Origin of the sequence: Isoptericola sp. NPDC056134, assembly GCF_042264825.1 — a bacterium.
Classification (GTDB): Bacteria; Actinomycetota; Actinomycetes; order Actinomycetales; family Cellulomonadaceae; genus Isoptericola; species Isoptericola nanjingensis.
In genome coordinates this window covers 107,272-132,017 of the sequence record NZ_JBHJVM010000006.1, presented here as the reverse complement: position 1 = coordinate 132,017, position 24,746 = coordinate 107,272, and the positions used below count along the sequence as shown (strand labels likewise).

The 24,746-nt window shown below is 75.3% G+C and carries 21 protein-coding genes; 9 read left to right on the top strand and 12 right to left on the bottom strand.

The features are described 5' to 3' along the window. Positions 1-51: 51 nt before the first annotated feature. Positions 52-2,700: a M14 family zinc carboxypeptidase gene (locus ACFCZN_RS08295; protein ID WP_430556449.1), complete on the bottom strand. Its 2,649-nt coding sequence runs from the start codon at positions 2,698-2,700 to the stop codon at positions 52-54. A 193-nt stretch (positions 2,701-2,893) separates the two neighbouring features. On the opposite strand from ACFCZN_RS08295, the gene ACFCZN_RS08290 reads away from it, so the two are divergent. Then, complete coding sequence (locus tag ACFCZN_RS08290; protein WP_429765928.1) at positions 2,894-3,472, top strand: DinB family protein; 579 nt, start codon at positions 2,894-2,896, stop codon at positions 3,470-3,472. Between the two features lie 86 nt (positions 3,473-3,558). Here ACFCZN_RS08290 and ACFCZN_RS08285 read toward each other — a convergent pair whose 3' ends face one another. After that, positions 3,559-5,847 carry a sodium-translocating pyrophosphatase gene (locus ACFCZN_RS08285; RefSeq protein ID WP_430547048.1) on the bottom strand — a complete coding sequence of 763 codons (2,289 nt, stop codon included), beginning with the start codon at positions 5,845-5,847 and terminating at the stop codon, positions 3,559-3,561. 212 nt (positions 5,848-6,059) lie between these two features. Between ACFCZN_RS08285 and ACFCZN_RS08280 the strand changes: the two genes are divergently transcribed. From ACFCZN_RS08280 to ACFCZN_RS08270, 3 genes are read left to right on the top strand one after another with little or no spacing between them, the layout of a single operon-like run. Continuing rightward, positions 6,060-6,653: a sigma-70 family RNA polymerase sigma factor gene (locus ACFCZN_RS08280; RefSeq protein WP_430556448.1), complete on the top strand. Its 594-nt coding sequence runs from the start codon at positions 6,060-6,062 to the stop codon at positions 6,651-6,653. Continuing rightward, positions 6,650-8,065 (top strand): hypothetical protein, encoded by a 1,416-nt coding sequence (locus ACFCZN_RS08275; protein WP_430556447.1) that lies wholly within the window; start codon positions 6,650-6,652, stop codon positions 8,063-8,065. Before ACFCZN_RS08280 ends, ACFCZN_RS08275 begins: the two co-directional genes overlap by 4 nt. A gap of 28 nt (positions 8,066-8,093) precedes the next feature. Beyond that, positions 8,094-9,401: a M18 family aminopeptidase gene (locus ACFCZN_RS08270; RefSeq protein ID WP_430556446.1), complete on the top strand. Its 1,308-nt coding sequence runs from the start codon at positions 8,094-8,096 to the stop codon at positions 9,399-9,401. A 16-nt stretch (positions 9,402-9,417) separates the two neighbouring features. Here the strand turns inward: ACFCZN_RS08270 and ACFCZN_RS08265 are convergent, their stop codons facing one another. After that, positions 9,418-10,209: a transglycosylase family protein gene (locus ACFCZN_RS08265; RefSeq protein ID WP_429765936.1), complete on the bottom strand. Its 792-nt coding sequence runs from the start codon at positions 10,207-10,209 to the stop codon at positions 9,418-9,420. Between the two features lie 325 nt (positions 10,210-10,534). Between ACFCZN_RS08265 and ACFCZN_RS08260 the strand changes: the two genes are divergently transcribed. The 3 genes from ACFCZN_RS08260 (at position 10,535) to ACFCZN_RS08250 (ending at position 14,407) form a co-directional block, all read left to right on the top strand. After that, the gene (locus tag ACFCZN_RS08260) at positions 10,535-10,657 is read left to right on the top strand and encodes a hypothetical protein (protein WP_430556445.1); all 123 of its coding nucleotides are present in this window, start codon (positions 10,535-10,537) and stop codon (positions 10,655-10,657) included. A 289-nt stretch (positions 10,658-10,946) separates the two neighbouring features. Next, complete coding sequence (locus ACFCZN_RS08255; protein WP_430556444.1) at positions 10,947-13,541, top strand: DEAD/DEAH box helicase; 2,595 nt, start codon at positions 10,947-10,949, stop codon at positions 13,539-13,541. Further along, positions 13,538-14,407, top strand: coding sequence for an HpcH/HpaI aldolase/citrate lyase family protein (locus tag ACFCZN_RS08250; RefSeq protein ID WP_429765942.1), 870 nt, complete (start codon positions 13,538-13,540; stop codon positions 14,405-14,407). Before ACFCZN_RS08255 ends, ACFCZN_RS08250 begins: the two co-directional genes overlap by 4 nt. Before the next feature lie 29 nt (positions 14,408-14,436). Here ACFCZN_RS08250 and ACFCZN_RS08245 read toward each other — a convergent pair whose 3' ends face one another. The 9 genes from ACFCZN_RS08245 to ACFCZN_RS08205 form a co-directional block, all read right to left on the bottom strand. Beyond that, on the bottom strand, positions 14,437-14,919 hold the full coding sequence (locus ACFCZN_RS08245) for an Rv3654c family TadE-like protein (protein ID WP_430556443.1): 483 nt from the start codon (positions 14,917-14,919) through the stop codon (positions 14,437-14,439). Continuing rightward, on the bottom strand, positions 14,916-15,233 hold the full coding sequence (locus ACFCZN_RS08240; RefSeq protein ID WP_429765946.1) for a TadE family type IV pilus minor pilin: 318 nt from the start codon (positions 15,231-15,233) through the stop codon (positions 14,916-14,918). Before ACFCZN_RS08240 ends, ACFCZN_RS08245 begins: the two co-directional genes overlap by 4 nt. An 83-nt stretch (positions 15,234-15,316) precedes the next feature. Continuing rightward, positions 15,317-15,583 (bottom strand): DUF4244 domain-containing protein, encoded by a 267-nt coding sequence (locus ACFCZN_RS08235; protein ID WP_429765948.1) that lies wholly within the window; start codon positions 15,581-15,583, stop codon positions 15,317-15,319. Positions 15,584-15,729: 146 nt separating this feature from the next. Beyond that, the gene (locus ACFCZN_RS08230; RefSeq protein WP_430556442.1) at positions 15,730-16,383 is read right to left on the bottom strand and encodes a type II secretion system F family protein; all 654 of its coding nucleotides are present in this window, start codon (positions 16,381-16,383) and stop codon (positions 15,730-15,732) included. After that, entirely contained in the window at positions 16,380-17,087 is a 708-nt protein-coding gene (locus ACFCZN_RS08225; RefSeq protein WP_430556441.1) for a type II secretion system F family protein, read from the bottom strand. Before ACFCZN_RS08225 ends, ACFCZN_RS08230 begins: the two co-directional genes overlap by 4 nt. Then, positions 17,075-18,235 (bottom strand): TadA family conjugal transfer-associated ATPase, encoded by a 1,161-nt coding sequence (locus tag ACFCZN_RS08220; RefSeq protein ID WP_429765954.1) that lies wholly within the window; start codon positions 18,233-18,235, stop codon positions 17,075-17,077. The genes ACFCZN_RS08225 and ACFCZN_RS08220 overlap by 13 nt, the downstream gene beginning before the upstream one ends. After that, positions 18,232-19,047: a P-loop NTPase gene (locus ACFCZN_RS08215; RefSeq protein WP_429765955.1), complete on the bottom strand. Its 816-nt coding sequence runs from the start codon at positions 19,045-19,047 to the stop codon at positions 18,232-18,234. The genes ACFCZN_RS08220 and ACFCZN_RS08215 overlap by 4 nt, the downstream gene beginning before the upstream one ends. Before the next feature lie 90 nt (positions 19,048-19,137). Then, complete coding sequence (locus ACFCZN_RS08210; protein ID WP_430556440.1) at positions 19,138-20,460, bottom strand: MFS transporter; 1,323 nt, start codon at positions 20,458-20,460, stop codon at positions 19,138-19,140. Further along, a complete protein-coding gene (locus ACFCZN_RS08205; protein ID WP_430556439.1) occupies positions 20,457-21,098 on the bottom strand; it encodes a winged helix-turn-helix domain-containing protein in 642 nt (213 codons plus the stop codon). The genes ACFCZN_RS08210 and ACFCZN_RS08205 overlap by 4 nt, the downstream gene beginning before the upstream one ends. Before the next feature lie 105 nt (positions 21,099-21,203). On the opposite strand from ACFCZN_RS08205, the gene ACFCZN_RS08200 reads away from it, so the two are divergent. Then, positions 21,204-22,040, top strand: coding sequence for an HAD family hydrolase (locus ACFCZN_RS08200; RefSeq protein ID WP_430556438.1), 837 nt, complete (start codon positions 21,204-21,206; stop codon positions 22,038-22,040). A 524-nt stretch (positions 22,041-22,564) separates the two neighbouring features. Beyond that, complete coding sequence (gene acs, locus ACFCZN_RS08195) at positions 22,565-24,580, top strand: acetate--CoA ligase (protein ID WP_430556437.1); 2,016 nt, start codon at positions 22,565-22,567, stop codon at positions 24,578-24,580. Positions 24,581-24,746 lie beyond the last annotated feature (166 nt).

Below are 24,746 nucleotides of genomic sequence, written 5' to 3'. Positions count from 1 at the left end.
TCCTCGGCCCGGACCTGCCGCCCGGGCGTCGGCCCGGGCGGCAGGTGCGGGTCAGTCGCCGGAGGTCGCCCAGAAGAGGGCCTGGGCGGCCTGGCCCAGACCGCCCTTCGGGTGGGTGCGGAAGAACACCGACGTGCCGAAGACGACGGCCCGCGCGCCCCACTGCGCCTCGCCCGAGACCACGGCTGCCTGGCCCGCCGCCGCGTCGGGGCCGCCGGACCCCGTGTCCGACGGCGCCCAGTGGCCGGCGAGGAGCGGCCGGTCCGCGTCGTAGGACTGCTCGGCCGTGGTGCCCTCGCCGAGGTCGGTGAACCAGGTCGCCGGGTAGACGAACGCCTGGTCCTGCGGGTGCGCGGACAGGAACGACGAATCCGCGGTGTCGACGTCGACGATCCCGTTGCCCGACCGGTTGCCCGTGACCGCCGAGCCCTCCACGAGCCCGTACGTCTCGGCGACGGCGAACGCGGCCGCCGTGCGGCCCACGACCGAGCCGCCGTCGTCCACCCAGCCCTGCACGGCCGCCCGGCCCGCGCTCCCGGCCGGGAGCGTCAGCGACGACCCGACCCACAGGACGTCGGCGTCCTCGAGCCCCGTCGTCCCGGTGGCCGCGCCGGCCTCGATGCCGCCGGCCGACACCCGGACCAGGTCGTCGAAGCCGAGCTCGGTCAGGGACAGCAGGTCGTCCTGGGTGCCGGCGTACGCGACCGTGAGGTCGTCGAGCTCCGCCGCCTCGTCGAGCCGGCGCAGCTCCTGCCGGGTCGCGGCCTCGAAGGGCACGTCGTGCTCGCGCGCGACCTCGCGGACCGTCCGGCCGTCGGCGCGCCCGACGACGGCACGCCCGTCGTCCAGGAGCCAGACCGGGACGTCCTCCTCCAGCAGCGCGTTGAGCGCGCGGTAGTCCTCGACCCCCGCGACGTCGAACGCGACGTGGCGCGCCCCGTGCGGCACCCGCGCGTCCGACGGCTCACCGCGCAGCGGCACCACCTTCCCGACCGGCCGGTCCGTGGTCGACCCGACGCTGTCGACCGTCGCGCCCCACAGGGACGACAGGCTCCACGCCGAGATGTCGTACATCGACGGCACCTTCGCCGAGATGTCGGTGCCCAGGTCGAGCAGGGCGTTCGCCAGGCCGCGCAGCGGCTGGTGCAGGTCGACGACGAATGACCCGCGGGGGTACGTCGTGCCGCCGACGCGGGTGCTGCGCGTCAGCGTGCCCACCTCCACGCCGTGGAACAGGAGCTGGTCCACCAGCGTCTCGGCGTCGGCGGCGGAGCGCTGCCCGTCGCCGACGGGGATCACGTAGGCGCGCGGCAGGTCGACCGGGTCCTGGTCGTCGACCACGTCCCAGTGCTGCTTCCACTCGTCCGGTCCGGGCACGGCCGCCACGTCGTCGACCGTCAGCGTGTCCTTCGGCTCCCCGGCCGCGCCGCGGCGGAACGCCTCGATCTGGTCGGCCAGCATGGCGTCGTCGTGGCCGGCCACGTAGTCGATCATCGAGGTCATCGTCCGCTTCGCCACCGCCGTGTTGATGGCGGCGTCCTCGGGCGTGGTGGCCGGGCCGGTGCGGCCCTTCGGCAGCTCGACGGTGCTGGTCGTGGCGCCGTGGAAGGCCGCGTACTGGGCGGTGAAGATCGGCGGGTAGTCGTCCCACCCGGACGGCGTGTCGCGGTACGGGATCTTGATGAAGCCGGTGTTCTCGTCGACCGCCTCGTCCGTGGCCGGGTCGTAGGAGGTGTTCCCGGGGATCTCGGCCGCGACCACGTCGTCCTCCACCTGGCGCGCGATCGCGTACCCGTGGGGGATGAACAGGTCGTACTCGTAGTTCTCGCCGTGCGGCGGCCCGCACGGCTCCACCTGCAGCACGCCGGTGTACCCGTGGAAGTCGGCCGCGTAGAGCGGCTGGAGCGCCTGCGCCGTCGCGACGAAGGACCGCGACTCCGGAGTCGCCCCGGTGATCATGTCGCGGTTGGCGTCGAGGCTCAGGCTCGTGGCCCTGGTGCCGAGGGTGCGCCCGTCGGGGTTGAGCGTCAGCGAGAAGTACAGCCGGTGGTCCTCGAGCAGGGCTGCGGTGGCCGCGTCGTCCGACGTCGCCAGGTCGTCGATGACCTGCATCGCGGCGTCGGTGCCCTCCCACTCGTTGCCGTGGATGTTGGCGCTGATCCACAGCGGCGTCTTGTAGCCCTCGGCGAGGCGGCGGTCGGCCGCGGCCCGCTCCGGGGACGTGCGGATCTCCTCCCGCCAGCGGGTCTGCTGCGCCGTCTCGCGGCGGGACTCCGGCGCCGTCACGGTCACCAGGTACAGGTCGCGACCCGCCGTGGAGCGACCCACCACCTGGGTCGAGACCCGGTCGCTCGAGGCCATGAGGGCCGTCAGCCGCGGGGCGATCTCGGCGTGACTGATCGTGCCGTTGAGGTCGGTCGCGTCGTCGTCCTCCGGCGGGTACACGGTCAGGTCGGGCTGGGACGGGTAGGCGCGGGGCATGTCGATCGCGCCGCTCGTCGTCCCGCCGCCGTGGCCGGGCCCCGAGCGCTGTGCGGTGCGCGCGAGCTCGGCGAACGACGCCGCCCCGACCGCGGTCGCGTCCCGCTCGGGGCCACGGCCCGGGCGGTCGGGGCGGTCGTCGGCGGCGGCGGTGCCGACGAGCGTCGTCGCCAGGAGGGTGAGGGTGCCGAGCACCGCGACGGTGCGTGGGAGCTTCATGGGTCTCCTTCTCGTCGTCGTCGGCGTGGACTCCGTCGTCCCGCCCGGGAGCCGACGCCGAGCGCCGGTCCCGGACCAGCATGTCGTGACCCGGGGGCGTCGGCACGGCCGGAAACACGATGTTCACCGGGGACGCCAGGCGACGGGGACTATCCGCTTGCGTGCGTCTCCCCCGAAGAGGTCGGATGTCGCCATGACTGATCCCGCCCCCACGCCCGAGGCACGCCGGTTCCCCGACCTGTGGGTGGATCCCGAGGACGACCCTCGCCAGCAGTGGGCCGACCCCGTCGGCGAGCTGCAGACCCACTGGTCCTACCTGCGGTCCTACCGCGCCACGATCGAGATGAAGTGCGAGGGGCTCGACGCCGAGCAGCTCGCCCGCCGCTCCGTGCCGCCGTCGACCCTGTCCCTGCTGGGGCTGGTGCGGCACCTGGCGAAGGTGGAGCACTCCTGGTCGCGCCGAGTCCTGCAGGGCGCGATGGACCTGCCGAAGCTCTACGTCGCCGACGGCGGCCCGGACTGGGACTTCGACGGCGCCGTCGCGGACCCGGATGTCGTCGCGGAGGCGTGGGCTGCCTGGCGGCGCGAGTCGGCGGCCGCCGACGAGTGGCTCGCGACCCTGACCGACGCGGACATGGGGCGGGTCGTCCCGTTCGACGGCACCACCTCGACGGTGCGCGACATCCTCGAGCACCTCGTCGAGGAGTACGCCCGCCACGCCGGGCATGCCGACCTGCTGCGGGAGTGCATCGACGGCCGCACCGGCCAGTAGCCCTCCGCGAGACGGCGAAGCTCGGGCGAGGCCGCACGTGGATGCGGCCTCGCCCGAGCTTCTCCGTCTCGTCGTCCGGGCGCGGTCTACCGCGCGGGGACGCTCGCCGCCTCGTCCGCCTGCTCGCGGTCCACGCGTGCCGCGCGGAGGCGGGACATGATGACCGCGCCGAAGGCGATGCCCGCCGCGACCACGGCGATGACGATGCGCACCGCCTGGTTCGCGTCGGCCGGCACGCTCAGCATCACCACGGCGGGCGCGATGAGCACCGACACCAGGTTCATCACCTTGATGAGCGGGTTGATCGCGGGGCCGGCGGTGTCCTTGAACGGGTCGCCGACGGTGTCGCCGATGACGGTGGCGGCGTGCGCCTCGGAGCCCTTGCCGCCGTAGGCGCCGTCCTCGACGATCTTCTTCGCGTTGTCCCAGGCGCCGCCCGAGTTGGCGAGGAAGACGGCCATGAGGACCCCGGCGCCGATCGCGCCCCCGAGGAACCCGGCGAGCGGCCCCACACCGAGGCCGAAGCCGACGGCGATCGGGGCGAACGCGGCCAGCAGGCCGGGGGTGGCGAGCTCGCGCAGCGAGTCGCGGGTGCAGATGTCCACGACACGGCCGTACTCGGGCCGCTCCTCGTACGTCATGATCCCGGGGTGCTCGCGGAACTGGCGGCGCACCTCGAAGACGATCGCGCCCGCCGCGCGGGTCACGGCGTCGATGGCGAGGCCGGAGAAGAGGAACACGGTGGCGGCTCCGAGGATCACGCCCACGAGCGTCACCGGCGAGACGATCTCGAAGCTGAGCATCGCCGGGACCAGGCCCGCACCCCGCTCCGCGACCTCGCCCAGCGCCGTCGACACGGCGTCGGCGTACGAGCCGAAGAGCGCGGTCGCGGCGAGCACCGCCGTCGCGATCGCGATGCCCTTGGTGATGGCCTTGGTCGTGTTGCCCACCGCGTCGAGGTCGGTGAGGATCTGCGCGGCCTCGTCGTCGACGTCGCCGGACATCTCGGCGATGCCCTGCGCGTTGTCGCTCACCGGCCCGAAGGTGTCCATCGCGACGATGACGCCGACGGTCGTCAGCAGGCCGCAGCCCGCGAGCGCCACGAGGAAGAGGGACAGCCAGAGCGAGCCGCCGGCGAGCAGGAAGACGCCGCAGATCGCGGCGGCGATGACGCCCGCGGTGTAGACGGCGGACTCGAAGCCCACCCCGATGCCGGACAGCACCACGGTGGCCGCGCCGGTGCGCGACGTCGCCGCGACGTGCAGCGTCGGCTTCGACGTCGTGCCGGTGAAGTAGCCGGTGATCCACAGGATGATCCCGGCGAGCACGACGCCGATGATGACGGCCAGCGACGCGACCACGCGCGGGTCGGCGGTGACCTCGCCGAGCTCGGCGGTGCCGGACAGGTCGGCGAACGACGACGGCAGGTAGACGAACGCGGCGACCGCGGCCAGCAGGGCCCCGACGACGGCCGACAGGTAGAAGCCGCGGTTGATGGCCTTGAGGCCGTTCTCGCTGCCCCGCACGCGGGTGACGAGCACGCCCAGCAGCGCGACGAACGCGCCGACGGCGGTGACGATCAGCGGGAAGACGAGGCCCTGCTCCCCCATGACGGCCTTGCCGAGGATGAGCGCGGCGACCAGGGTGACGGCGTACGACTCGAAGAGGTCGGCGGCCATGCCGGCGCAGTCGCCGACGTTGTCGCCCACGTTGTCCGCGATGGTGGCGGCGTTGCGCGGGTCGTCCTCGGGGATGCCCTGCTCGACCTTGCCGACCAGGTCGGCGCCGACGTCGGCCGCCTTGGTGAAGATGCCGCCGCCGACCCGCATGAACATGGCCAGCAGCGCGGCGCCGAAGCCGAAGCCCTCGAGCACGGCCGGCGCCTCCGTGCGGTACACGAGCACGACGAGCGCCGCCCCCAGCAGCCCGAGCCCGACCACGGACATGCCCACGACGCCACCGGTGCGGAACGCGATCCGCGCACCCTCCGCGCGCCCGTCGGGACGGGTCGAGGCTGCCGCCACCCGCACGTTGGCGCGCACGGCGAGCCACATGCCCAGGTACCCGATGGCCGCGGAGAACGCGGCCCCGAACAGGAACGCGATCGACCGGCCCACCCGGACCCCGCCGTCGCCCGGCAGCAGGAAGAGCAGGGCGAACACCACGACGGCGAAGATCGCGAGCGTGCGGAACTGGCGGTTGAGGTAGGCGGAGGCCCCCTCCTGGACGCCCCGCCCGATCTCCTGCATGCCTGGCGTGCCCTCGGGGGCGGCGAGCACCTGCCGCCGCAGGGTGCCCGCACACACGAGCGCGGCCAGCGCGATGACGGCGATGACCGCGACGATCGTGATGCTGCTGGAACCGAACGTGAGCATCCGTCCTCCTTGACGTGCTTCCTCGACCCGGCGGGACGGCGGTGACCGCCCGTCGGTAAGGTCCCGCCGTCGCCGTTGACGGCGGGATGCCGGGGAGTCTACCCACATGTGACGGCCGTCACGAACCACCGTGGAATCCTGACCCCAACGATTCCCGTCCCCCGGCCGTCCCAGCGGGTGAGGACGGCACGGGAGGGACTGGTGGTCGCACGATGAGTCGCTGGGAGGACGAGCTCGCCGAGCTCGCACGGGCGCGAGGCCGTGCCCTGGTCGGGTACGCCTACGTGCTCTGCGGGGACCAACGGCTCGCGGAGGACCTGGTGCAGGACGCGCTGGTCAAGGTGTTCGCGCGGCTGCGCCGGGGCTCCGGAGAGGCGCGGGGCGGGGCGGGCGTGCACCCGCTCGACGGGGGCGGGACGAGCGAGGCGTACGTGCGGCGCGCGATCCTGACCCTCTTCCTCGACGAGCACCGGCGCACGAAGCGGTGGGCGGCGGCGCGGCCGCTCGTGGCCAGCGACGACCGGGTGCGGGGCGCCGCCTCGGGCGCGACGGCGCGGGCGGACGTCGCCGCCGCGCTGGGGCGCCTGGCCCCGCGTGAGCGGGCGTGCGTCGTCCTGCGCTACTTCGAGGACCTCACCGTGCCGCAGGTGGCCGACGCCCTCGGCCTCGCGCAGGGCACGGTCAAGCGCTACCTCGCCGACGCGACGGCGACGCTGCGCGACGTGCTGCGGGTGGCCGACGACGGAACCGGGCACGCCACCTCGAGCACCACGACCACCACGGCAGGACGGAGGGCCGGACGATGAGCACGCACCACGCGCGGGACGGCTGGGCGGACGCCCGCACGGACGAGACGCTGCGCCGCGAGCTGGACGCCCTCGCCGGCCTGGGGGCGTCGGCGTCGGCCCTCGACGACGTGATGGGATCGGTGCGGCACCGCGTACGCCGCCGGCGCACCGCCAAGCAGGCCGGCATCGGCGCCACCGCGCTCACCGTCGCCACCGGGCTGGTGCTGGGCGGCGCCGCGCTGCTGCCCGACGCGCCGCAGCCCCTGCCCGGACCCGCGACCAGCCCGACGCCGTCGCCCTCGCCGTCCGGCGACGACACACGGGCGGACGGCGCGCGCGCCGCCGACCTGATCCGGCCGGGGTACCAGCCAGGCTGGCTCGAGGGCACCGGGCTGACGTGCGGCATGGCGGCCGACGACGTGCCGACCACCCGGGCGGAGGGCTACAAGATCCTCGTCGCCGGGGACGACCCGCACCTGGGCGGTCCCGCTACCGACGAGCCGGCGACCCTCCGCCTGCCGACCTGGACCGTGGTCGACGAGACCCCGCCCGAGGACGGCGTCCTCGTCGGCCCGTCCCTGCTGTGGGCGCAGGACGGGCAGGTGGTCGACCTCGGGATCGACATGACCGAGGACCCGGTCGACGTCCGGCCCGGGAGGCTCGACCGGACGGCCGAGGACTCCACCCTCACGACGTGCGCGCCGGACGGCGAGGCCGAGGGCACGACCGCGTACGCCACGTCGTTGCCCGCAGGCGAGTACCAGGTCACGCCCTACGACGTCGTGTGGTCGGACGACTTCCGGGAGTCCGTGGTCGTCGCCGGCCCCTGGCTCGACGTCCGCGTGAATGCCGACGGCGCGACGCTCGTCGCTCCGGGGGCCGCCTCCGAGGCCGAGCCCTCGTCCGGGGACGGCACCTGCTCGGCGGCGGGTCTCACCCTTCCGGAGCCGGACGTCGCGGAGCTCCCCGGACCGGTGCGGGACACGGTGCTGACGCTCTTCGAGGCGGCCGTGAACTGCGACGACCAGGGGCTCACCGCACTCGCCGAGGCCGCCGACCGGCACGAGCTGAACTGGGGCGGGCAGCCGCCGGCCGAGCTCCTGGGGCTGCCCGGGGCCGAGGACGACGAGGACGTCTACGCGATCCTCGGCCGGCTGCTGTCCGGCACGACGCCCTGCGAGATGGGAGCGGACAGCAGCGAGGACGTCGACCGGGCGTACGCCTGGCCGCGCATGGACGGGGGCTTGTGCCAGGCCACCGCCCAGGACTGGCGGGACGCCGTGGACGCCGGCGCGCTCACCGAACGCGAGGCGCAGGAGTGGAACGACGGCCCGCGACCGGACTACGAAGGCTGGCGGCTGGTCGTCCGTGGCGACGGCGGCTGGATGCAGTTCGTCGACGGGTACCTGGGGCCGCCGCGCGGCGACTGACGACCGGCCGCGTGGGAGGATGACGGTCATGCCCGACGTCGTCCCCGCAGCCGCCCGCGCCCACACCGAGGACCTGGGGGCGTTCGTCTCCGCCTCGCCGTCGTCGTACCACGCCGCCCGGGAGGTGGCCCGCCGCGCGGAGGACGCCGGCTTCGTGCGCCTGGACGAGACGGCCTCGTGGGACGTCGTGCCGGGCGGACGCTACGTCGTCGTCCGCGACGGCTCCGCGATCGCGGTCGCGGTGCCGCCGACGGCGGGCGCGACGACGCCGTTCACCATCCTCGGCACGCACACCGACTCCACCGGGTTCAAGCTCAAGCCGAGGCCGACCACCGGCCGCGACGGCTGGGTGCAGGCCGGGGTCGAGGTGTACGGCGGGCCGCTGCTCAACTCGTGGCTGGACCGCGAGGTGGAGCTCGCCGGACGGTTGGTGACGTCGGACGGCTCGGGGGGCACGGTCGAGCACCTGGTGCGCACCGGCCCGATCGCGCGCATCCCGCAGCTCGCGATCCACCTGGACCGGTCCGCGAACGAGGGGCTGACGCTCGACAAGCAGCGGCACACGCAGCCCGTGGTCGGGCTCGGCGACGTGTCGCAGTCCGACGTGCTGGCGGAGCTCGCCGCGGCGGCCGGCGACGGCGTCGACGCCGCGGACGTCCTCGGCTACGACGTCGTCCTGGCCGAGACGCAGCCGCCGCGCGCCTTCGGCATCGGCGAGGCGCTGTGGGCGTCGCCGCGCCTGGACAACCAGCTCTCGACGCACGCCGCGATCGCGGCGCTGCTCGCCGTCGCGCCCGAGGACCTCGCGGGGATCGGCGTCGTCGCGGCGTTCGACCACGAGGAGATCGGGTCCGGGTCGCGCTCGGGCGCCGCCGGCCCGTTCCTGGAGGACGTGCTGCGGCGGGTGTCGGCCGGTCTGGGCGCGTCGGAGGACGAGCGGGCCCGCGCCTTCGCCGCGTCGCTGTGCGTGTCGTCCGACGTCGGGCACGCGGTGCACCCGAACTACCCCGAGCGGCACGACCCGGCCAACCACCCGCACGCGGGCGCCGGCCCGATCCTCAAGATCAACGCCAACCAGCGCTACGCGACGGACGCGCACGGGGCCGCCCGCTGGCAGGCCGCGTGCGCCGCCGCCGGGGTGCCCAGCCAGGAGTTCGTCTCGAACAACACGGTGCCCTGCGGCTCCACGACCGGGCCGATCACCGCGACGCGCCTCGGCATCCGCGTCGTCGACGTCGGCGCCGCCATCCTGTCGATGCACTCCGCGCGCGAGCTCACCGCCGTCGTCGACCCCTGGTACCTGTCCCGGGCGATGCAGGCGGTCCTGGCCGGCTGACCACCACCTGTCGTGGTCAGCGGAGGCCGAGCTTGCGGGTGCAGTGCGGCCACTGGCCCCAGCCCGCACGGTCCTGCAGGATCTGCGCGCGCTTGGTCTGCTCGGACTTGCCGTGGCGGTGCGGCAGGCCCTTGCCGCCGACGGCGTGCCAGGTGCGGCCGGTGAACTGGTACATGCCGTAGAACCCGTTGCCCGTGTTGGTGCGCGGGTTGCCACCGGACTCGCAGCGCGCGAGCTGGCCCCACACGTTCCGCTTCGAGATGCGGCTGGTGGAGATCCAGCCCGTCCTGCCGCCAGGCACGCGCACCTTGACGCGGTTGCTGTCCCGGCCGGTGGTGCGGGCCAGGACGGTGACCTTGGTGCCGAGGCGCGCCTTCGTGACCTTCTTCGAGCCCGAGCCGATGTCCTTGGTCAGCGTGACCTTCCCCTTGGTGTAGCGGGTGCCGGACACGTCCTTGAGCTTGGTCGCCGTGACCGCCTTCTTCGACACCCAGCCGACCTTGCCCGCGGGCGTGCGCACCTTGAGGCGGTGCGTGCCGCGGTCGAGGACGCGCAGCCGCGTGCCGTCGTCGGGCCGGGCGACGGTCCGGGACCGGCTGGACGAGGTCTTCGTCAGGGGTGCCTTGTTCCACTTCACCCAGCGGACGCCGCTGCTGCCGGCGGCGGTGCGCACGGACTGCGTGACGGCGGACGCGGGGGCCGCGGAGGCAGGGCTCGCGGAGGCCGCGGCCGGCACCACCAGGGCGGAGGTGACGAGCGCGCCGGCGACCGCGGCCACGACGGAACGACGGGCGATGGAAAGAGGCATGCGTACCAGGGAACGATGTCACGATCGGATAACAAAACCGGTGCGGGGATGGTCACACCCTCTTCACCGGATGCCGACGCCATTCCGTGCCGAACCGCGATATCCCGCCGGTTCCGCGCGCTTCAGGCCAGGCCCGACATGCCCGATCTGAGCCTCAGGCGCGGCGTCGACGGCGCACGAGCAGCGCCGCCCCCGCGCCGAGGAGCGCCGCCGCGGGGACGACCAGACCCCCGCCACCGCCGCGCCCGTGCGCGGCAGCTGCTCGACGGCGGTAGCCGCGCCGGCGGCCGGCGTCCCTGTCTCGTCGCCCGGGACACGGGCAGGGGTGTCGGTCGTCTCCTCCCCCGAGGGCGTCGCCGGGGACGAGGTCTCGGGGGCGGGCTCCTCGGCGTCGGGCGTGGCCGGCGTCGCCACCGGGTGCACCGGGGTGACCTGGGTGACCTGGTAGGGCGGCTCGTCGTCCGCCCGCGACGGCCGGGTCGGCCGAGATCAGGAGGAGAGCAGCGGCGGTCGCCGCCACGGTGGCATGGCGCATCGAGGCGTCCTTCGTCGGCGTCGGGAGCGCGGCCCGGCTCCGGGGGACGGAGGTGCCGGCAGCGCGGGAGATCCTCGATCGATGGTGCGGAGAAATACTGCTTTCGGGTGATTTCACCCTGATGTCAGGACACAGATTCCCCACGGCGGAGCCTTCGTACGCACGAGACGCACGGCCTCCGCGCGGTGCAAGACTGTCGGCCGTGCCCGCCGTCCCTGCCCTCGAGCCCGAGCAGCACCCGCTGCTCGACGTGCTCACCGCGCACGGCGCGCGGGCGGACCGGCTCACGCACGTGCGCACCTTCCCGGCGCGCGCCGGCGTGACCACGGACTGGCCGGCCTGGGCGGACCCGGGCGTGGTCGACGGCTACCGCGCGCTCGGCGTCGACCGACCCTGGGCGCACCAGGTCGAGGCCGCCGACGCCGCCCGGTCCGGGCGGCACGTCGCGCTCGCGACGTCGACGGGTTCGGGCAAGTCCCTCGCGTTCTGGCTGCCCGCGCTCACTGTGGTGCGCGGTGCCGAGCCCGCCACCGTGCTCTACCTCTCCCCCACCAAGGCGCTGGCGGCCGACCAGCTCGCCGGCCTGGAGCGGCTGGTCGCGGGGATGCCCGGGGCCCGCCCCCGCGTCGCGACCTGCGACGGCGACACCCCCACCGAGGAGCGCCGCTGGGTGACCGAGCACGCCGACGTGGTGCTCACGAACCCCGACTTCCTGCACTTCTCGCTGCTGCCCGGCCACCGGCGCTGGGCGCGGCTGCTGCGCGGGCTGCGGTACGTCGTCGTCGACGAGGGGCACGCCTACCGCGGCGTCTTCGGGGCGCACGTGTCGCTGGTGCTGCGGCGGCTCACCCGGCTGGCCGCCCACTACCGTCCCCTGTCAGACGCTCGGCTCGCCGGGGTGCTCCGTCCGTCTGACACGCCGCCCGCCGCTCCGGACCTGTCAGACGCCCAGCTCACCGGGGTGCGCTCACGGTCTGGCACGTCGCCGGTGTTCGTGGTGGCCAGCGCGACGACGGCGGAGCCCGCCGCGAGCACGGCGCGGCTGGCGGGGGTGGCGCCCGAGGAGGTCGTCGCGGTCACGGCGGACGCGTCGCCCGCCGGACGACGCACCTTTGCGCTGTGGCAGCCGCCGGAGGTGGCGGGGTTCGACCGGTCGCGGGCCACCGGGGAGACGCCGACGCACGACGACGACCCCTGGGCGCTGCCCGACCCGCTCGACGCGACGCACACCGAGCACGAGGCCGAGGCCGTGCTCACGACCCGCGGCGCCGCGGAGCACCCGCGCCGGTCGGCCACCGCCGAGGCGGCCGACCTGCTCGCCGACCTCACGGCGCACGGCGCGCGCACGCTCGCGTTCACCCGGTCGCGGCGGGGTGCGGAGTCGGTGGCGCAGCAGGCGCGCGACCACCTGCGGCCGGTGGCCGCGGGGCTGGAGTCCCGGGTGGCGAGCTACCGGGGCGGGTACCTGCCGGAGGAGCGGCGCGAGCTTGAACAGGCCCTGCGCACCGGCGAGCTGCGCGGGCTGGCCACGACCAACGCGCTCGAGCTGGGCGTCGACATCTCCGGTCTGGACGCCGTGCTCGTCGCCGGGTGGCCGGGGACGCGCGTGTCCCTCTGGCAGCAAGCCGGGCGGGCCGGCCGCGCGGGCGCCGAGGGCCTGGTCGCGTTCGTCGCGCGCGAGGACCCGCTCGACACGTACCTCGTGACCCACCCCGAGGCGGTGTTCGACGCCGCGCTCGAGGCCACCGTCTTCGACCCGGCCAACCCGCACGTGCTCGCGCCCCAGCTCTGCGCCGCCGCGCAGGAGGTGCCGCTGCGCGCCGAGGACCTCGCCGCGTTCGGCGACCCGCGGGCGGTGCGCGAGGTGCTCGACGTGCTCGTCGCGCGCGGCGCGCTGCGGCGCCGGCCGTCGGGCTGGTACTGGACGCACGCGCAGCCTGCGTCGTCGATGGCCGACCTGCGCGGTTCCGGAGGACGGCCCGTACGGGTCGTCGAGGCGACGACGGGCCGGATGCTCGGCACGGTGGACGCCGGCTCGGCGGACGGGCAGGTGCACGACGGCGCGGTGTACGTGCACCAGGGCGCGACGTTCGTCGTGGACCACCTGGACCTCGCCGAGCACGTGGCCCTCGTGGTGCGCAAGGACGTGGAGCACGGCACCTGGTCGCACGAGGTCATGGAGATCGCGATCGACGAGGAGGGGCACCGGCCGGTGGAGGGCCGCGACTGGGGCCCGGTGCGGTGGGGCCTCGGCCCGGTGGAGGTGACGAGCCAGGTGGTGAGCTTCCAGCGCCGCCGCCTGCCGGACATGCAGGTGCTCGGCACGGAGGCGCTCGACCTGCCGTCGCGCACGCTCGCGACGACCGCCGTCTGGTGGTCGGTGCCGGACTTCGTGCTGCGGGCGGCGGGCGTCTCCCCCGACGAGACGCCGGGCGCCCTGCACGCGGCCGAGCACGCGTCGATCGGCCTGCTGCCGCTGCTGGCGACGTGCGACCGGTGGGACCTGGGTGGCGTCTCCACCGAGGTGCACCCCGACACCGGGGAGGCCACCGTCTTCGTGTACGACGCGTACCCGGGCGGCGCCGGCTTCGCCGAGCGCGGGTACGAGCTGGGCGCCCGCTGGCTGCGCGCCACGCGGGACGCCATCGCCGCGTGCGCCTGCGCGGAGGGCTGCCCGGGGTGCGTCCAGTCGCCCAAGTGCGGCAGCGACAACGCGCCCCTCGACAAGTCCGCGGCCCTGCGCTTGTTGGATGCCGTGCTGAGCCACGCGCCGGCGGAACCTACCATCGTGAGGTGACTACCGAGATCGACCTCGCCGAACGCCGCCGTTCCCGCGAGGACACGCGCGTCGACCCAGCCAACTCCCGCTCGTGGCTGCTGCTGTCGGCCCTGCGCGACGACATGTTCGACGCCGCCCAGCTCTCCCGCGCCGACCAGGTGATCCTCGACTGCGAGGACGCGGTCGACGACAGCCGCAAGGACGAGGCACGCCAGAAGGTGCTCGACTGGTTCTCTGCGGGCGGTCGCGCCTGGGTGCGCATCAACGAGCGCGGCTCGCAGGCCTGGGCCGACGACGTCCGCGCGCTGTGGGACTCGAAGGGCCTGCGCGGCGTCATGCTCGCCAAGACCGAGTCGCCCGACCAGGTGATCGACACGGCCCAGCGGCTCGGCGGCAGCGTGCCGGTGATCCCGCTGGTCGAGTCCGCGCTCGGCATCGAGGACGCCGTGAGCATCGCTCGCGCGCCCGGGGCCTTCCGCCTGGCGTTCGGCTCCGGCGACTACCGTCGCGACACCGGCACCGCCAACGAGTCGCTCGCGATGGCGTACCCGCGCTCGCGCCTCGTCACCGCCAGCCGGATCGGCGGGCTGCCCGGGCCGATCGACGGCCCCACCGTCGGCACCAGCCACTCGCTGCTGCGCGAGCAGTCGGCGGACGGCGTGGCCCTCGGCCTCACCGGCAAGCTCTGCCTGGACCTGGAGACGCCGGCCGTCATCAACGAGTCGTTCAGTCCGTCCAGCGCGGACGTCGCGTGGGCGATCGACTTCTTGGCCGACTTCGAGGCGTCGGGCTCCGTGATCCGCGACGGCTCGGACAAGCCCCGCCTGGCACGCGCCCGCAAGATCAGCGAGCGCGCCGCGCTGTTCAACGTCAACCCCTCCTGATCCCCGCCGCCGTCCGGCCCGGGCGCGCCTCACGGCGACGGTCCGGGTCGGGATGGCGGCTCGGCCTCGGGCTGCCGCGCGGGCCCAGGAGCAGGACCGGGCCGTGGCCCCGCGCGGGCGTGCGCGGCGGCGTCGCCGAGCGAGCCCACCCACGGCCCCACCTCCGGGCCGAGCGCGGCGCGCGTCGCCCGGACGCCGACGGTGCCGCCGTCCTCCGGGACGCACGCCACCACCCGCCCGCCGTTGCGGCGCACGGCCTCGGTCGCCGTCGCGCACGGGTCGGCGCCCTGCCGCCATGCGGTCGCGGCGGCGAGCGCGCCCAGGTCCGCCGCGGCCTGGGCCGCCCCTCGTGCCCGCTGCGCGGCGCCCAGCGCGCCGACGGCCAGCGCGAGCAGCACGACCACCGCCGCGAGCGCGAGCACGACGACGGTCCCCGCGCCCCGCTCCCGGCTCACGGAGCTCTCGCGCAGGTCCGGCCGGGACTCGTGCACCCCGCCGCACGCGGCGCTCACGGCTCCACCCACGCCGTCGCGTCCCCGGACGCCCGCACGGGCGCGTCCGCGAACCACCCGCCCACCACCGGCCGGGTCACCGAGACCCGCACCCACGTGCCGTCCCGGGTGACGGTCAGCTCCGCGTCGTCGCCGCCGACCTGCGCGACAGCCCGGCGCGCCGCCGCGTCGTCCTCCCCGATGGCGTAGGCGCGCGCCCCGGCCCGGGCCGCGTCCAGGGCGCGCATCTGCGCCGTGGACGCGGCCGCGAGGCTGAGCACCGCGACCAGCAGGAGGACCACCACCGGCAGCCCGACGGCGAGCTCGGCCGTCACCGCGCCACGCTCTCCGTCGGCCCCCCGTGACCGTTCCCCGGGGGCCCGCGTCGTGCGGGTGCCCCTGCTGCGGTGCGGGCGCATCAGACGGACAGCGCCGAGCTGATGATGTTCTCCAGCAGGCCTCGGACGGTGTCGCTCTTGAGCACCGCGATGAGCAGGCCGGCGAACCCGACCGCCGCCACGGTGGCGACGGCGTACTCCGCGGTGGCCAGCCCGGCCTCCGGGTCCAGGGGCGCGGGCTCCGACCCCGCTCCCGTGTCCGGACCAGCGATCACGCCACCGTCCGGTGCCGTCCCTGGCTCCCGCTCGCGCTCGGCCGCCACGCGGCCGTCGTCCTCGTTCGTCATGGCTCCTCCGTGTTCCTTCGGTCGTTCCTTGCGGTGTCCTTCTCGCGACCTGCGCCGGACGGTCCGGGCCGGTCGTGCCGCGTCCGCCCGGCCGGGCGGGCGCGGCGGACCCGGGCGGCGCCCGGGTCGTCGTGGGCCGGGCACGGTCACCCGGACAGCAGGTCGACGCCCAGCGCGAGCAGCACGGGCACGAGGCCGATCAGCACGAACGCGGGCAGGTAGCAGGCGCCGAGCGGCAGCACGAGCCGCACGGCGAGGCTGGCCGCGGCCGTGCGCGCGGCGGACCGACGGGCACGCAGCAGCTCCTCCCCCGCTGCCCGTAGCGCGCCTGTCGGGGACGCTCCGTCGGTCCAGGCCCCGCGCAGCGCCCGGTGTGCCGGGCCGAGCCGGCCGGGGGCGTCGCGCCACGCGCCGTCCCAGTCCGCGCCGAGCCGCAGCGCGTCCGCCGCCGCTCGCAGGGCCACGCCGTCGGCCGAGCTCGAGCCGGACACCCCGGAGGCCCCCGGCGACGTCGCGCCGGCGAGCGCCGCGCCCGTCGCCTCGAGGGCCCGCGGGACGCCGGCTCCCGCGCGGAGCGCCGCTCCGAGGAGCTCCAGCACGACGGGCACGTCCACGGGATCCGCCGCGGGCCCGGCGGCGCGGGTGGGTGCACGACCGTCCAGGGCCAGGCGCGCCACCCGCCGGTCGGCGGCACCGCGCGCCAGCCACCACGGCCCTGCGCCGAGCAGCACGGTCACCACGACCGTCCACGCGGCCCCCGCGACGGTGACCGCGCCGGCACCGGCGGCGAGCGAGCTCATGCCGCCTCCTCCCCCGCCGCCCGCGCGGCCGCGACCAGCCGGCGGGTCCACGCCCACCCGGCGGCGAGCAGCAGGAGCCCCAGGCACACCGCGACGGAGCCGACGCCGCCGTCGAGCGCCGTCGCCAGCGGGTCGGCGCCGAGCACCCAGCCGAGCGCGGCGCCCAGGAGGGGCAGCCACATCAGGACGCGCGCGGTGGCTCGCGGCCCGGCCAACGACGCTTCCCGCTCCCCGCGGGCCTCCGCCTCGGCCACGAGCGCCCCGGACACGGCGTCGAGCACGGACGCGAGCGGAGCCCCGGTGTCCCGGGACAGCACCGCGGCGGCCACGACCGACCGAGCGTGGCCGGCCCCGCCGACCATCGGTGCCAGAGCCGCCGGGTCGGGCACCCCGGTGGCGTCGACGGGCACCGCGAGCGCACGCGACCAGGCCGCTGCCGGCGGCGCCCCGGCCCGCAGCAGCGCCACCACCTGCGCGACGGCGACCCGCACCGCGTCCGCCCCCGTCGACGCGTCCCGTCCCCGGCGCCGCAGCGCCCTCGACCAGGTGCGGCGCGCGACCGTGGGGCGAGCGAGGATTTCCGCGCGGCGCCCGCCACGGGCCAGCACCAGCCACGCGGCGAGCGCCACCCAGAGCCCGACGGCCGCCGGCCCCGCCGCGATCCCCGCGCCGGCCCCCGCCCCGAGCCCCGTCACGACGCCCACCGCCGCACGAGCTCCTCCCACGCGCCGTCGGGTCGCGGGTCCGTGCCCGGCGCCCACACGGCGGCACGACGGACCGACAGCCGGCCGTCGTCGTCCCGCCCGACGAGGCCGATCTCGGCCAGGTGCCGACGACCGCCGCCCCGCCGCAGGTGGAGCACCACGTCGAGCGCGGCCGACGCCTGCGCGGCGACGGCGTCTCGCGGCATCCCGGCGAGCGCCGCGAGCGCCTCCAGGCGAGCGGGCACATGCTCGACGGCGTTGGCGTGCACGGTGGCCATGCCGCCGTCGTGCCCGGTGTTCATGGCGAGGAGGAGCTCGCGGACCTCGGCGCCCCGGCACTCGCCGACGACGATCCGGTCCGGCCGCATCCGCAGGGCGCCGCGCACCAGCTCGGTGAGCGTGACCTCCCCGACGCCCTCGACGTTGGGGCGCCGGGCCGCGAGGGACACCACGTGCCGGTGCCTGGGGGCGAGCTCGCGGGCCTCCTCGACCACGAGCACCCGCTCGGCGGGCGGCACCAGGGACAGCAGCGCGGCGAGCAGCGTGGTCTTCCCGGTGCCGGTGCCGCCCGTGACGAGCAGGTTGGCCCGGCCCGCGACGAGCGCGCGCAGCACGGCCTCCCACTGCGGCGGCAGCCCGCCCCCGGCGACCAGGGACTCCAGGGAGTGCGCCGCCTGCCGCAGCACCCGCAGGGCGATCACCGCGCCGGCCGGTGCGACGGGTTCCACGACGGCATGAAGCCGGGTCCCGTCGGGCATGCGCGCGTCCACCGTCGGGGCCGCGTCGTCGAGCCGCTGCCCGGCGACGGCCGCCATCCGCACGGCGAGCGCCCGCACGGCGTCGGGGGTGCCGAGGTCGAGGTCCACCCGCCGGAGCCCGTCGCCGCGATCCACCCAGACGTCGCGCGGGCCGTTGACGAGCACGTCGGTGACGTCGGGCGCGTCCAGCAGCTCCTGCAGCGGCCCGGCGCCGGTGAGCTCGGCCCGCGCCGCGCGCGCGAGGTCGCTCAGCGCCGCCGACCCGAACACCCGCCCGGTGGCCCGCAGGGCGTCGCGGACCGCGGCGTCGTCGAGCGCCGTCCCGGACGTGCCGACCCGGGCCCGCACGTCGTCGAGCAGGTCGCGGTCGACGAGCGCACGGGCGGTCACGACGCACCCGCCAGCGCCGCCACCAGCGAGGCCGCGGCACGACCGAGCGGTGTACGCCGGCCGACGGGCGGCCCGTCGCCACGGTCGACGGCGGCGGGGAGGCGGGCGTCCGCGCGCACGGTCGCGGCCACCGGGAGCCCGACGGCGTCACCCAGGGCGGCCGCATCGACGCGGCCGGGCGCAGGCCGCCGCGCGACGAGCCACGGGTCCCGCACGCCGAGCTCGACGAGCTCGCCCCAGGTCGCCAGCGCCCCGGCCACACCGGGAGCGGTGCAGGGGGCCACGAGCGCCACCACGTCCGCGGAGGCCACCAGCATCCGCGCGGCCGCGGTCCAGGCCGCGGGTCGTGGCAGGTCGAGCACCACGGTCTCGCCGCTACGCAGCAGGCCGGTGCAGACGTCCACGACCACCGCGTCGTCGGGGCGGGCGGGGCTCAGGCGGGCACCGGAGAGCACGGGCACCGAGCGCCAGCGGGGTAGCGCCGCGACCAGGCCGACGCCGTCGACCTCCCCTCGGGCGGCCGCGAGCTCGGGCCAGCGGGCCCCGGGCTCGTCCTCGATGCCGAGCAGCACGTCGACGCCGGGGCCCGGCAGGTCGAGGTCCACGAGGACCGCGCCCTCCCCCGCCCGCCGGAGCCCTTGGGCCAGGGCCGCCGCCAGGGCGCTCACCCCGGCGCCGCCGCACGCGCCGACGACGGCGACCGTGCGGCGTGCTGGCCCCGGTGGCCAGGCCGCAGGCCCGGCTGGGGGCCAGGCGGTCGTCGGCCTGGTGTCCGTCGGCCGGGGCAGCGTGCGGATGGGTGCGTCGTCCATGCGCCCAGGCTGGTCCGCAGCGCTCACCCGTCGGGGCGGTGGGCGAGGATCTGTGGACGACGCTCGCCTGGGGGCGGCCTCCGTGCGGCGTCAGGCCGCGGCGGCGTCCTGCGGAACGTCGTCCACCTCGTCGACAGGTCGCCGCCCCCGCTCCCGCTCCGCGCGCAGCGCCGGCAGGAAGCACAGGACGCCGAGGACGCTGAACGCCCCGCCGAGCACCATCGCGAGCGACGTCGACGCCGTCTGCGCCACCCAGCCGAGTGCGGGCGACGCGACGGCGTAGGACGCGAAGCCCACCATCGATGCCAGGGACAGCACGGTGGACCGGTTGTCCCGCCGTGCCTCGCGGTGCAGCAGCGCGTTGTAGCTCGGCCCCGAGCTGCCGTGCAGCCCGTACGTGACGAGGTAGGCGACCACGAGCATCCCGGGCCCGCCGGCCAGCCCCATCCACACCGCGCCGAGCCCGTTGAGGACCCGCGACGCCATCGCCGTGCGGGCCACCCCGAACCGGCGGCTGGTGAGTCCGCACAGCGCGGCGCCGAGGGCGAAGGTCCCCCAGCCGACCGAGGCGACGGGGCCCATGACGGCCGCCGCCTGCGCCTCGCCCCCGAGCAGCTCCGCCATCCGGACGGGTTGCAGGGACTCGAACACCACCATGGCGGTCGCCGTGAAGAGCTCCACCAGCAGCAGGCCGCGCAGCACGCGGCTGTCCCGGGCGAGCCGCAGACCGGAGGCGACGACCGCGGGCATCTGTCGCGCGGATGCGACGGTGGACCGGACCGCCGCGCGCCACCGCCGTCGTCCGACGGGCACGACCGTGGCGGCGTCGGCCGGGCGACGCGGAGCCTCCCGGACGAGCACGGTGACCATCACCAGGTGCACCACGGCGAGGACGCAGTACGTGGCGTACGGGAGCGCGAGCGCCGACCACGCGGCGAACGGGTGCCACCAGATCAGCCCGCCCGACACGAGCGCGCCGAGGGCGATCGACACCCCGAGCACGGTGCCCTGGTGCGCGAGCGTGCGGTCGACGTCGGCGCCCGGGTGCTTCGCGTGCACGGCGTCGACGAACCACGCCTCGAGCGGGCCGGAGTCCAGCGCCCGGAACACGCCCATGAGCGCCGACGCGACGAGGAAGGCCCAGAAGGACTGCGCCAGCAGGAACGTGGTGGCCGCCAGCACCTGCACCACGGCGGAGGCGACGAGCATGGGACGCCGCCCGACGGCGTCGGCGGTGCCGCCGGTCGGGAGCTCGAGCGCGAACACGACGAGGCCCATCACCGAGGCGAGGCTGAGGGTCTGGGCCACGGTGAGGCCGCGCTCGATCGGCAGCAGCGTGGTGACCGTGACGACCAGGCCGACCGGGAACCACCGGGTGGCCGTGAGCAGGAGGAAGACGCGCTGCGGGCTCATGACTCGTCGTCCTCGCTCTCGGGCCCGTCGTCGACGGCGGCGGTCCCGGCGTCGGGCACGTCGTCGGCGTCGAGCGGGAAGAGGAACCGCCACAGGTGCAGGCGCCGCGCGCGCGGGTCGCCGGTGCCGACGCGCAGGTACTTGTTGACGACGGCCTCGAGCTCGTCCGCCATCGCGGCCGCCTGCTCGGGCGTGACGTCCACCCAGGTGTCGGTCATGCCGGCGACGTCGGTCCACTCCTTCGGCCAGCTCTCCTGCACGTCGAGCCAGTGGGCGTAGTTCGTGTCGAACTGCCGGTGGTAGTCGCGCACCAACCAACCGAGCGCGGTCTGGGCGTCCTCGTCGCCGCCGAAGTCGGAGTCGCGCCAGCCGTGGCTCTGCGTGGCCGCCGCCCAGAGCCGCTCCTTGCCGCGCCCCTCCTCGGTGTCCGTCACGAGGCCGACGGACGCCAGCTTGCGGAGGTGGTAGCTGGTGGCGCCGGTGTTGGTGGACAGCTCGGCCGCGAGCGCCGTCGCCGACGCCGGGCCGCCACGACGCAGCGCGCCGAGCAGCCGGGAGCGCAGCGGGTGGGCAAGGACCTTGGCGGCCTCGGCGGTCAGCTCGAGGTGGGTGTACGGGCGCTCCGGCGTCGGCTCCATGCGTGCAGAATAACCATGCACAACTCTTGTGCACAAGATCTCTGCACAAGAGTTGTGCATGAGACCCCGGACACCGCGGCGATCCTCCCGGCTAGGCTCTGGCCCGTGACCGACCGACCAGGACCGCGCGAGACGTCACCACCCGCGACGACGACGTCGCGGTCGCGCGTCGCAGCGTTCTTCGACCTCGACAAGACGATCATCGCGACCAGCTCGTCGGCCGCGTTCTCCAAGCCGTTCTACGCCGGGGGCCTCATCACGCGCGGCGACGTGCTGCGCAGCGCGTACGCGCACCTCCTCTTCTACGCGGGCAACGCCGACGCCGACCAGACGGAGCGGATGCGCAAGCACCTGTCCGAGCTCGCCACCGGCTGGGAGGTGAGCAAGGTGCAGCAGATCGTCGCCGAGACGGTGCACGAGCTCATCGACCCGTACGTCTACGCCGAGGCCGTGGAGCTCATCGCCGAGCACCACGAGCTCGGTCACGACGTCGTCATCGTCTCTGCCTCCGGCACCGAGCTCGTCGAGCCGATCGCCACCGTGCTGGGCGCGGACCACGTCGTCGCCACCCGCATGGCGGTCGAGGACGGCAGGTACACCGGCGAGATCGAGTTCTACGCGTACGGGGAGCAGAAGGCCGAGGCCGTGCGTGAGCTCGCCGCCCGGCGCGGCTACGACCTCGAGCGCAGCTACGCCTACTCCGACTCCGTGACGGACGCGCCGATGCTGGGCGCCGTCGGGCACGGCTTCGCCGTCAACCCGGACAAGACGCTGCGCCGCGTGGCCGCCGAGAACGGCTGGGGCGTGCTCACGTTCTCCCGTCCCGTGGCCCTCCGCTCCGCGATCCGCCCGCCCGCCGTGGCTCTCGCCGCGGGCGGCGTCGTCGTCGCCGTCGTGGCCGCCTGGCTGCTCCGCCGCTGGTGGCGGCGTCGGCACGCCTGAGCGCTTGCACGCCCGCCCGGGCGGGCGTTCCATGGAGGGAGACAGCCGGACGCCGGGACCCACGCTAAGGAAGTCCCCGGTTGAGGACCCACTCGGTGGGAACGACCCCACCCAGTGATCGGACCAAGCGCCTGCTACCCGCGTCCGGGCTGGCGAGAACGGCGCTCGGTGTCCTGCAACCCGGGCGCCGTCCTCGTGCCCGGGCCAGGTGCCTCAGCCCGCGGGCTGCCGCTCAGGCGCACCCGCCCACTCGTCGGCGAGGACGGCGTCCGTGTACCCGTCCACCCAGCCCAGCTCGTCGTGCCACGCCTGCACCCGGTCGACGTCGCGATTCGACGTACGAGGGGTCCGGGGACCACTTTTGCAAGGAGTGCGGCCAAACCGTGGGACAGCGTGACCACGGTCACGCGCGAGGTCTAGACTCCCGACGGCGGGGCCCCGCGGGGCGCCGCCGTCCCCGGGGTCGCGACGCGCCGTCGTCCCGACGGGGAACGCACCAGCGACGATGCGCACCGGAGGTAAGCGTGCCAGAGAACGAGACCACCGCCCCCAGCCTCGAGAACCTGCTGCACGAGACGCGAGCGTTCCCGCCCAGCCCCGCCTTCGCGGCGCAGGCGAACGCCCAGCCGTCCCTGTACGAGGAGGCCAAGGCCGACCGGCTCGGATTCTGGGCCGACCAGGCTCGGGAGCTGGTCAGCTGGTCCACGCCGTTCACCCAGACCCTCGACTGGTCCGAGGCGCCCGTGGCGAGGTGGTTCGCGGACGGGCAGCTCAACGCCGCCTACAACGCGGTGGACCGGCACGTCGAGGCCGGGCGCGGCGACCGGGTCGCCATCCACTTCGAGGGCGAGCCGGGCGACACCCGCACCGTCACCTACGCGGACCTGCAGCGCGAGGTGTCCCGGGCCGCGAACGCGCTCACGTCGCTGGGCGTCACGAAGGGCGACCGTGTCGTCATCTACCTGCCGATGCTCGTCGAGTCGGTCGTCGCGATGCTGGCGTGCGCCCGCATCGGCGCCCCGCACTCGGTGGTGTTCGGCGGTTTCTCCGCCGACGCGCTGCGCAGCCGCATCGCCGACGCCGAGGCCAAGCTGGTCATCACGGCCGACGGCGGCTACCGCCGGGGCGCGCCGTCCGCCCTCAAGCCGGCCGTCGACGAGGCGATCGGCCCCAAGGACGGGGAGCCGGCGACGACTGTCGAGCACGTGCTGGTCGTCCGTCGCACCGAGCAGGACGTCGACTGGACCGAGGGCCGCGACGTCTGGTGGCACGACGCCCTCGAGCACGCGGACACCTTCCACGAGCCGGTCCCTGTCGACGCCGAGCACCCGCTGTTCATCCTGTACACGTCGGGCACGACGGGGAAGCCGAAGGGCATCCTGCACACCACGGGCGGCTACCTCACGCAGGCGGCGTACACCCACAAGAACGTCTTCGACCTCAAGGCCGAGAGCGACGTCTACTGGTGCACCGCCGACATCGGCTGGGTCACCGGGCACACGTACGTCGTCTACGGGCCGCTGACCAACGGCGCCACCCAGGTGCTGTACGAGGGCACCCCGGACACCCCGCACCGCGGCCGCTGGTGGGAGCTCGTCGAGAAGTACAAGGTGTCGCTCCTCTACACCGCTCCGACCGCGATCCGCACCTGCATGAAGTGGGGCGAGGACATCCCCGCCGGCTTCGACCTGTCGAGCCTGCGCGTGCTCGGCTCGGTGGGCGAGCCCATCAACCCCGAGGCGTGGATGTGGTACCGCCGCGTCATCGGCGGCGACACCGCGCCGATCGTCGACACCTGGTGGCAGACGGAGACGGGCGCCATCATGATCAGCCCGCTGCCCGGTGTCACCGCCACCAAGCCCGGCTCGGCGCAGGTAGCGCTGCCCGGCATCGTGGCCGACGTCGTCGACGACGAGGCCCGCTCCGTGCCCGACGGCGGCGGCGGGTACCTCGTGCTCTCCGAGCCGTGGCCGTCCATGCTGCGCGGCATCTGGGGCGACCTGCAGCGCTTCAAGGACACGTACTGGTCGCGGTTCGAGGGCCTCTACTTCGCCGGCGACGGCGCGAAGAAGGACGAGGACGGCGACATCTGGCTGCTCGGCCGCGTGGACGACGTCATGAACGTCTCCGGCCACCGCCTGTCGACCACGGAGATCGAGTCCGCACTCGTCTCGCACGACGTCGTGGCCGAGGCCGCCGTCGTCGGCGCCAACGACGAGACCACCGGCCAGGCGGTCGTCGCGTTCGTCATCCTGCGCGGCGAGCACGCGGACCGCGCCTCGACGCCGGAGGGTGCCGAGGAGGTCCAGCAGGAGCTGCGCAACCACGTCGCCAAGGAGATCGGCCCGATCGCCAAGCCGCGCCGCATCCTCGTCGTGCCGGAGCTGCCCAAGACCCGGTCCGGCAAGATCATGCGCCGCCTGCTGCGCGACGTCGCCGAGAACCGCACCGTGGGCGACGCGACCACGCTCGCCGACTCCTCGGTGATGGACCTCATCTCCGCGGGTCTCGCGAAGCCGTCGGCGGCGAACGAGGACTGACAGCGGTACGACGGGCCGGGCCTGTCGGGGTCCTCACGACCCCGGCAGGCTCGGCTTGGCCGTTTCGGCCCTCGGAACGGCGGCGACGCCTCGACCACTCGGGGACCGCACGCGCAGCGCGTGCCGAGTCGCACGAGAGACGAGGACGTCCCACCCTGTCGCACTC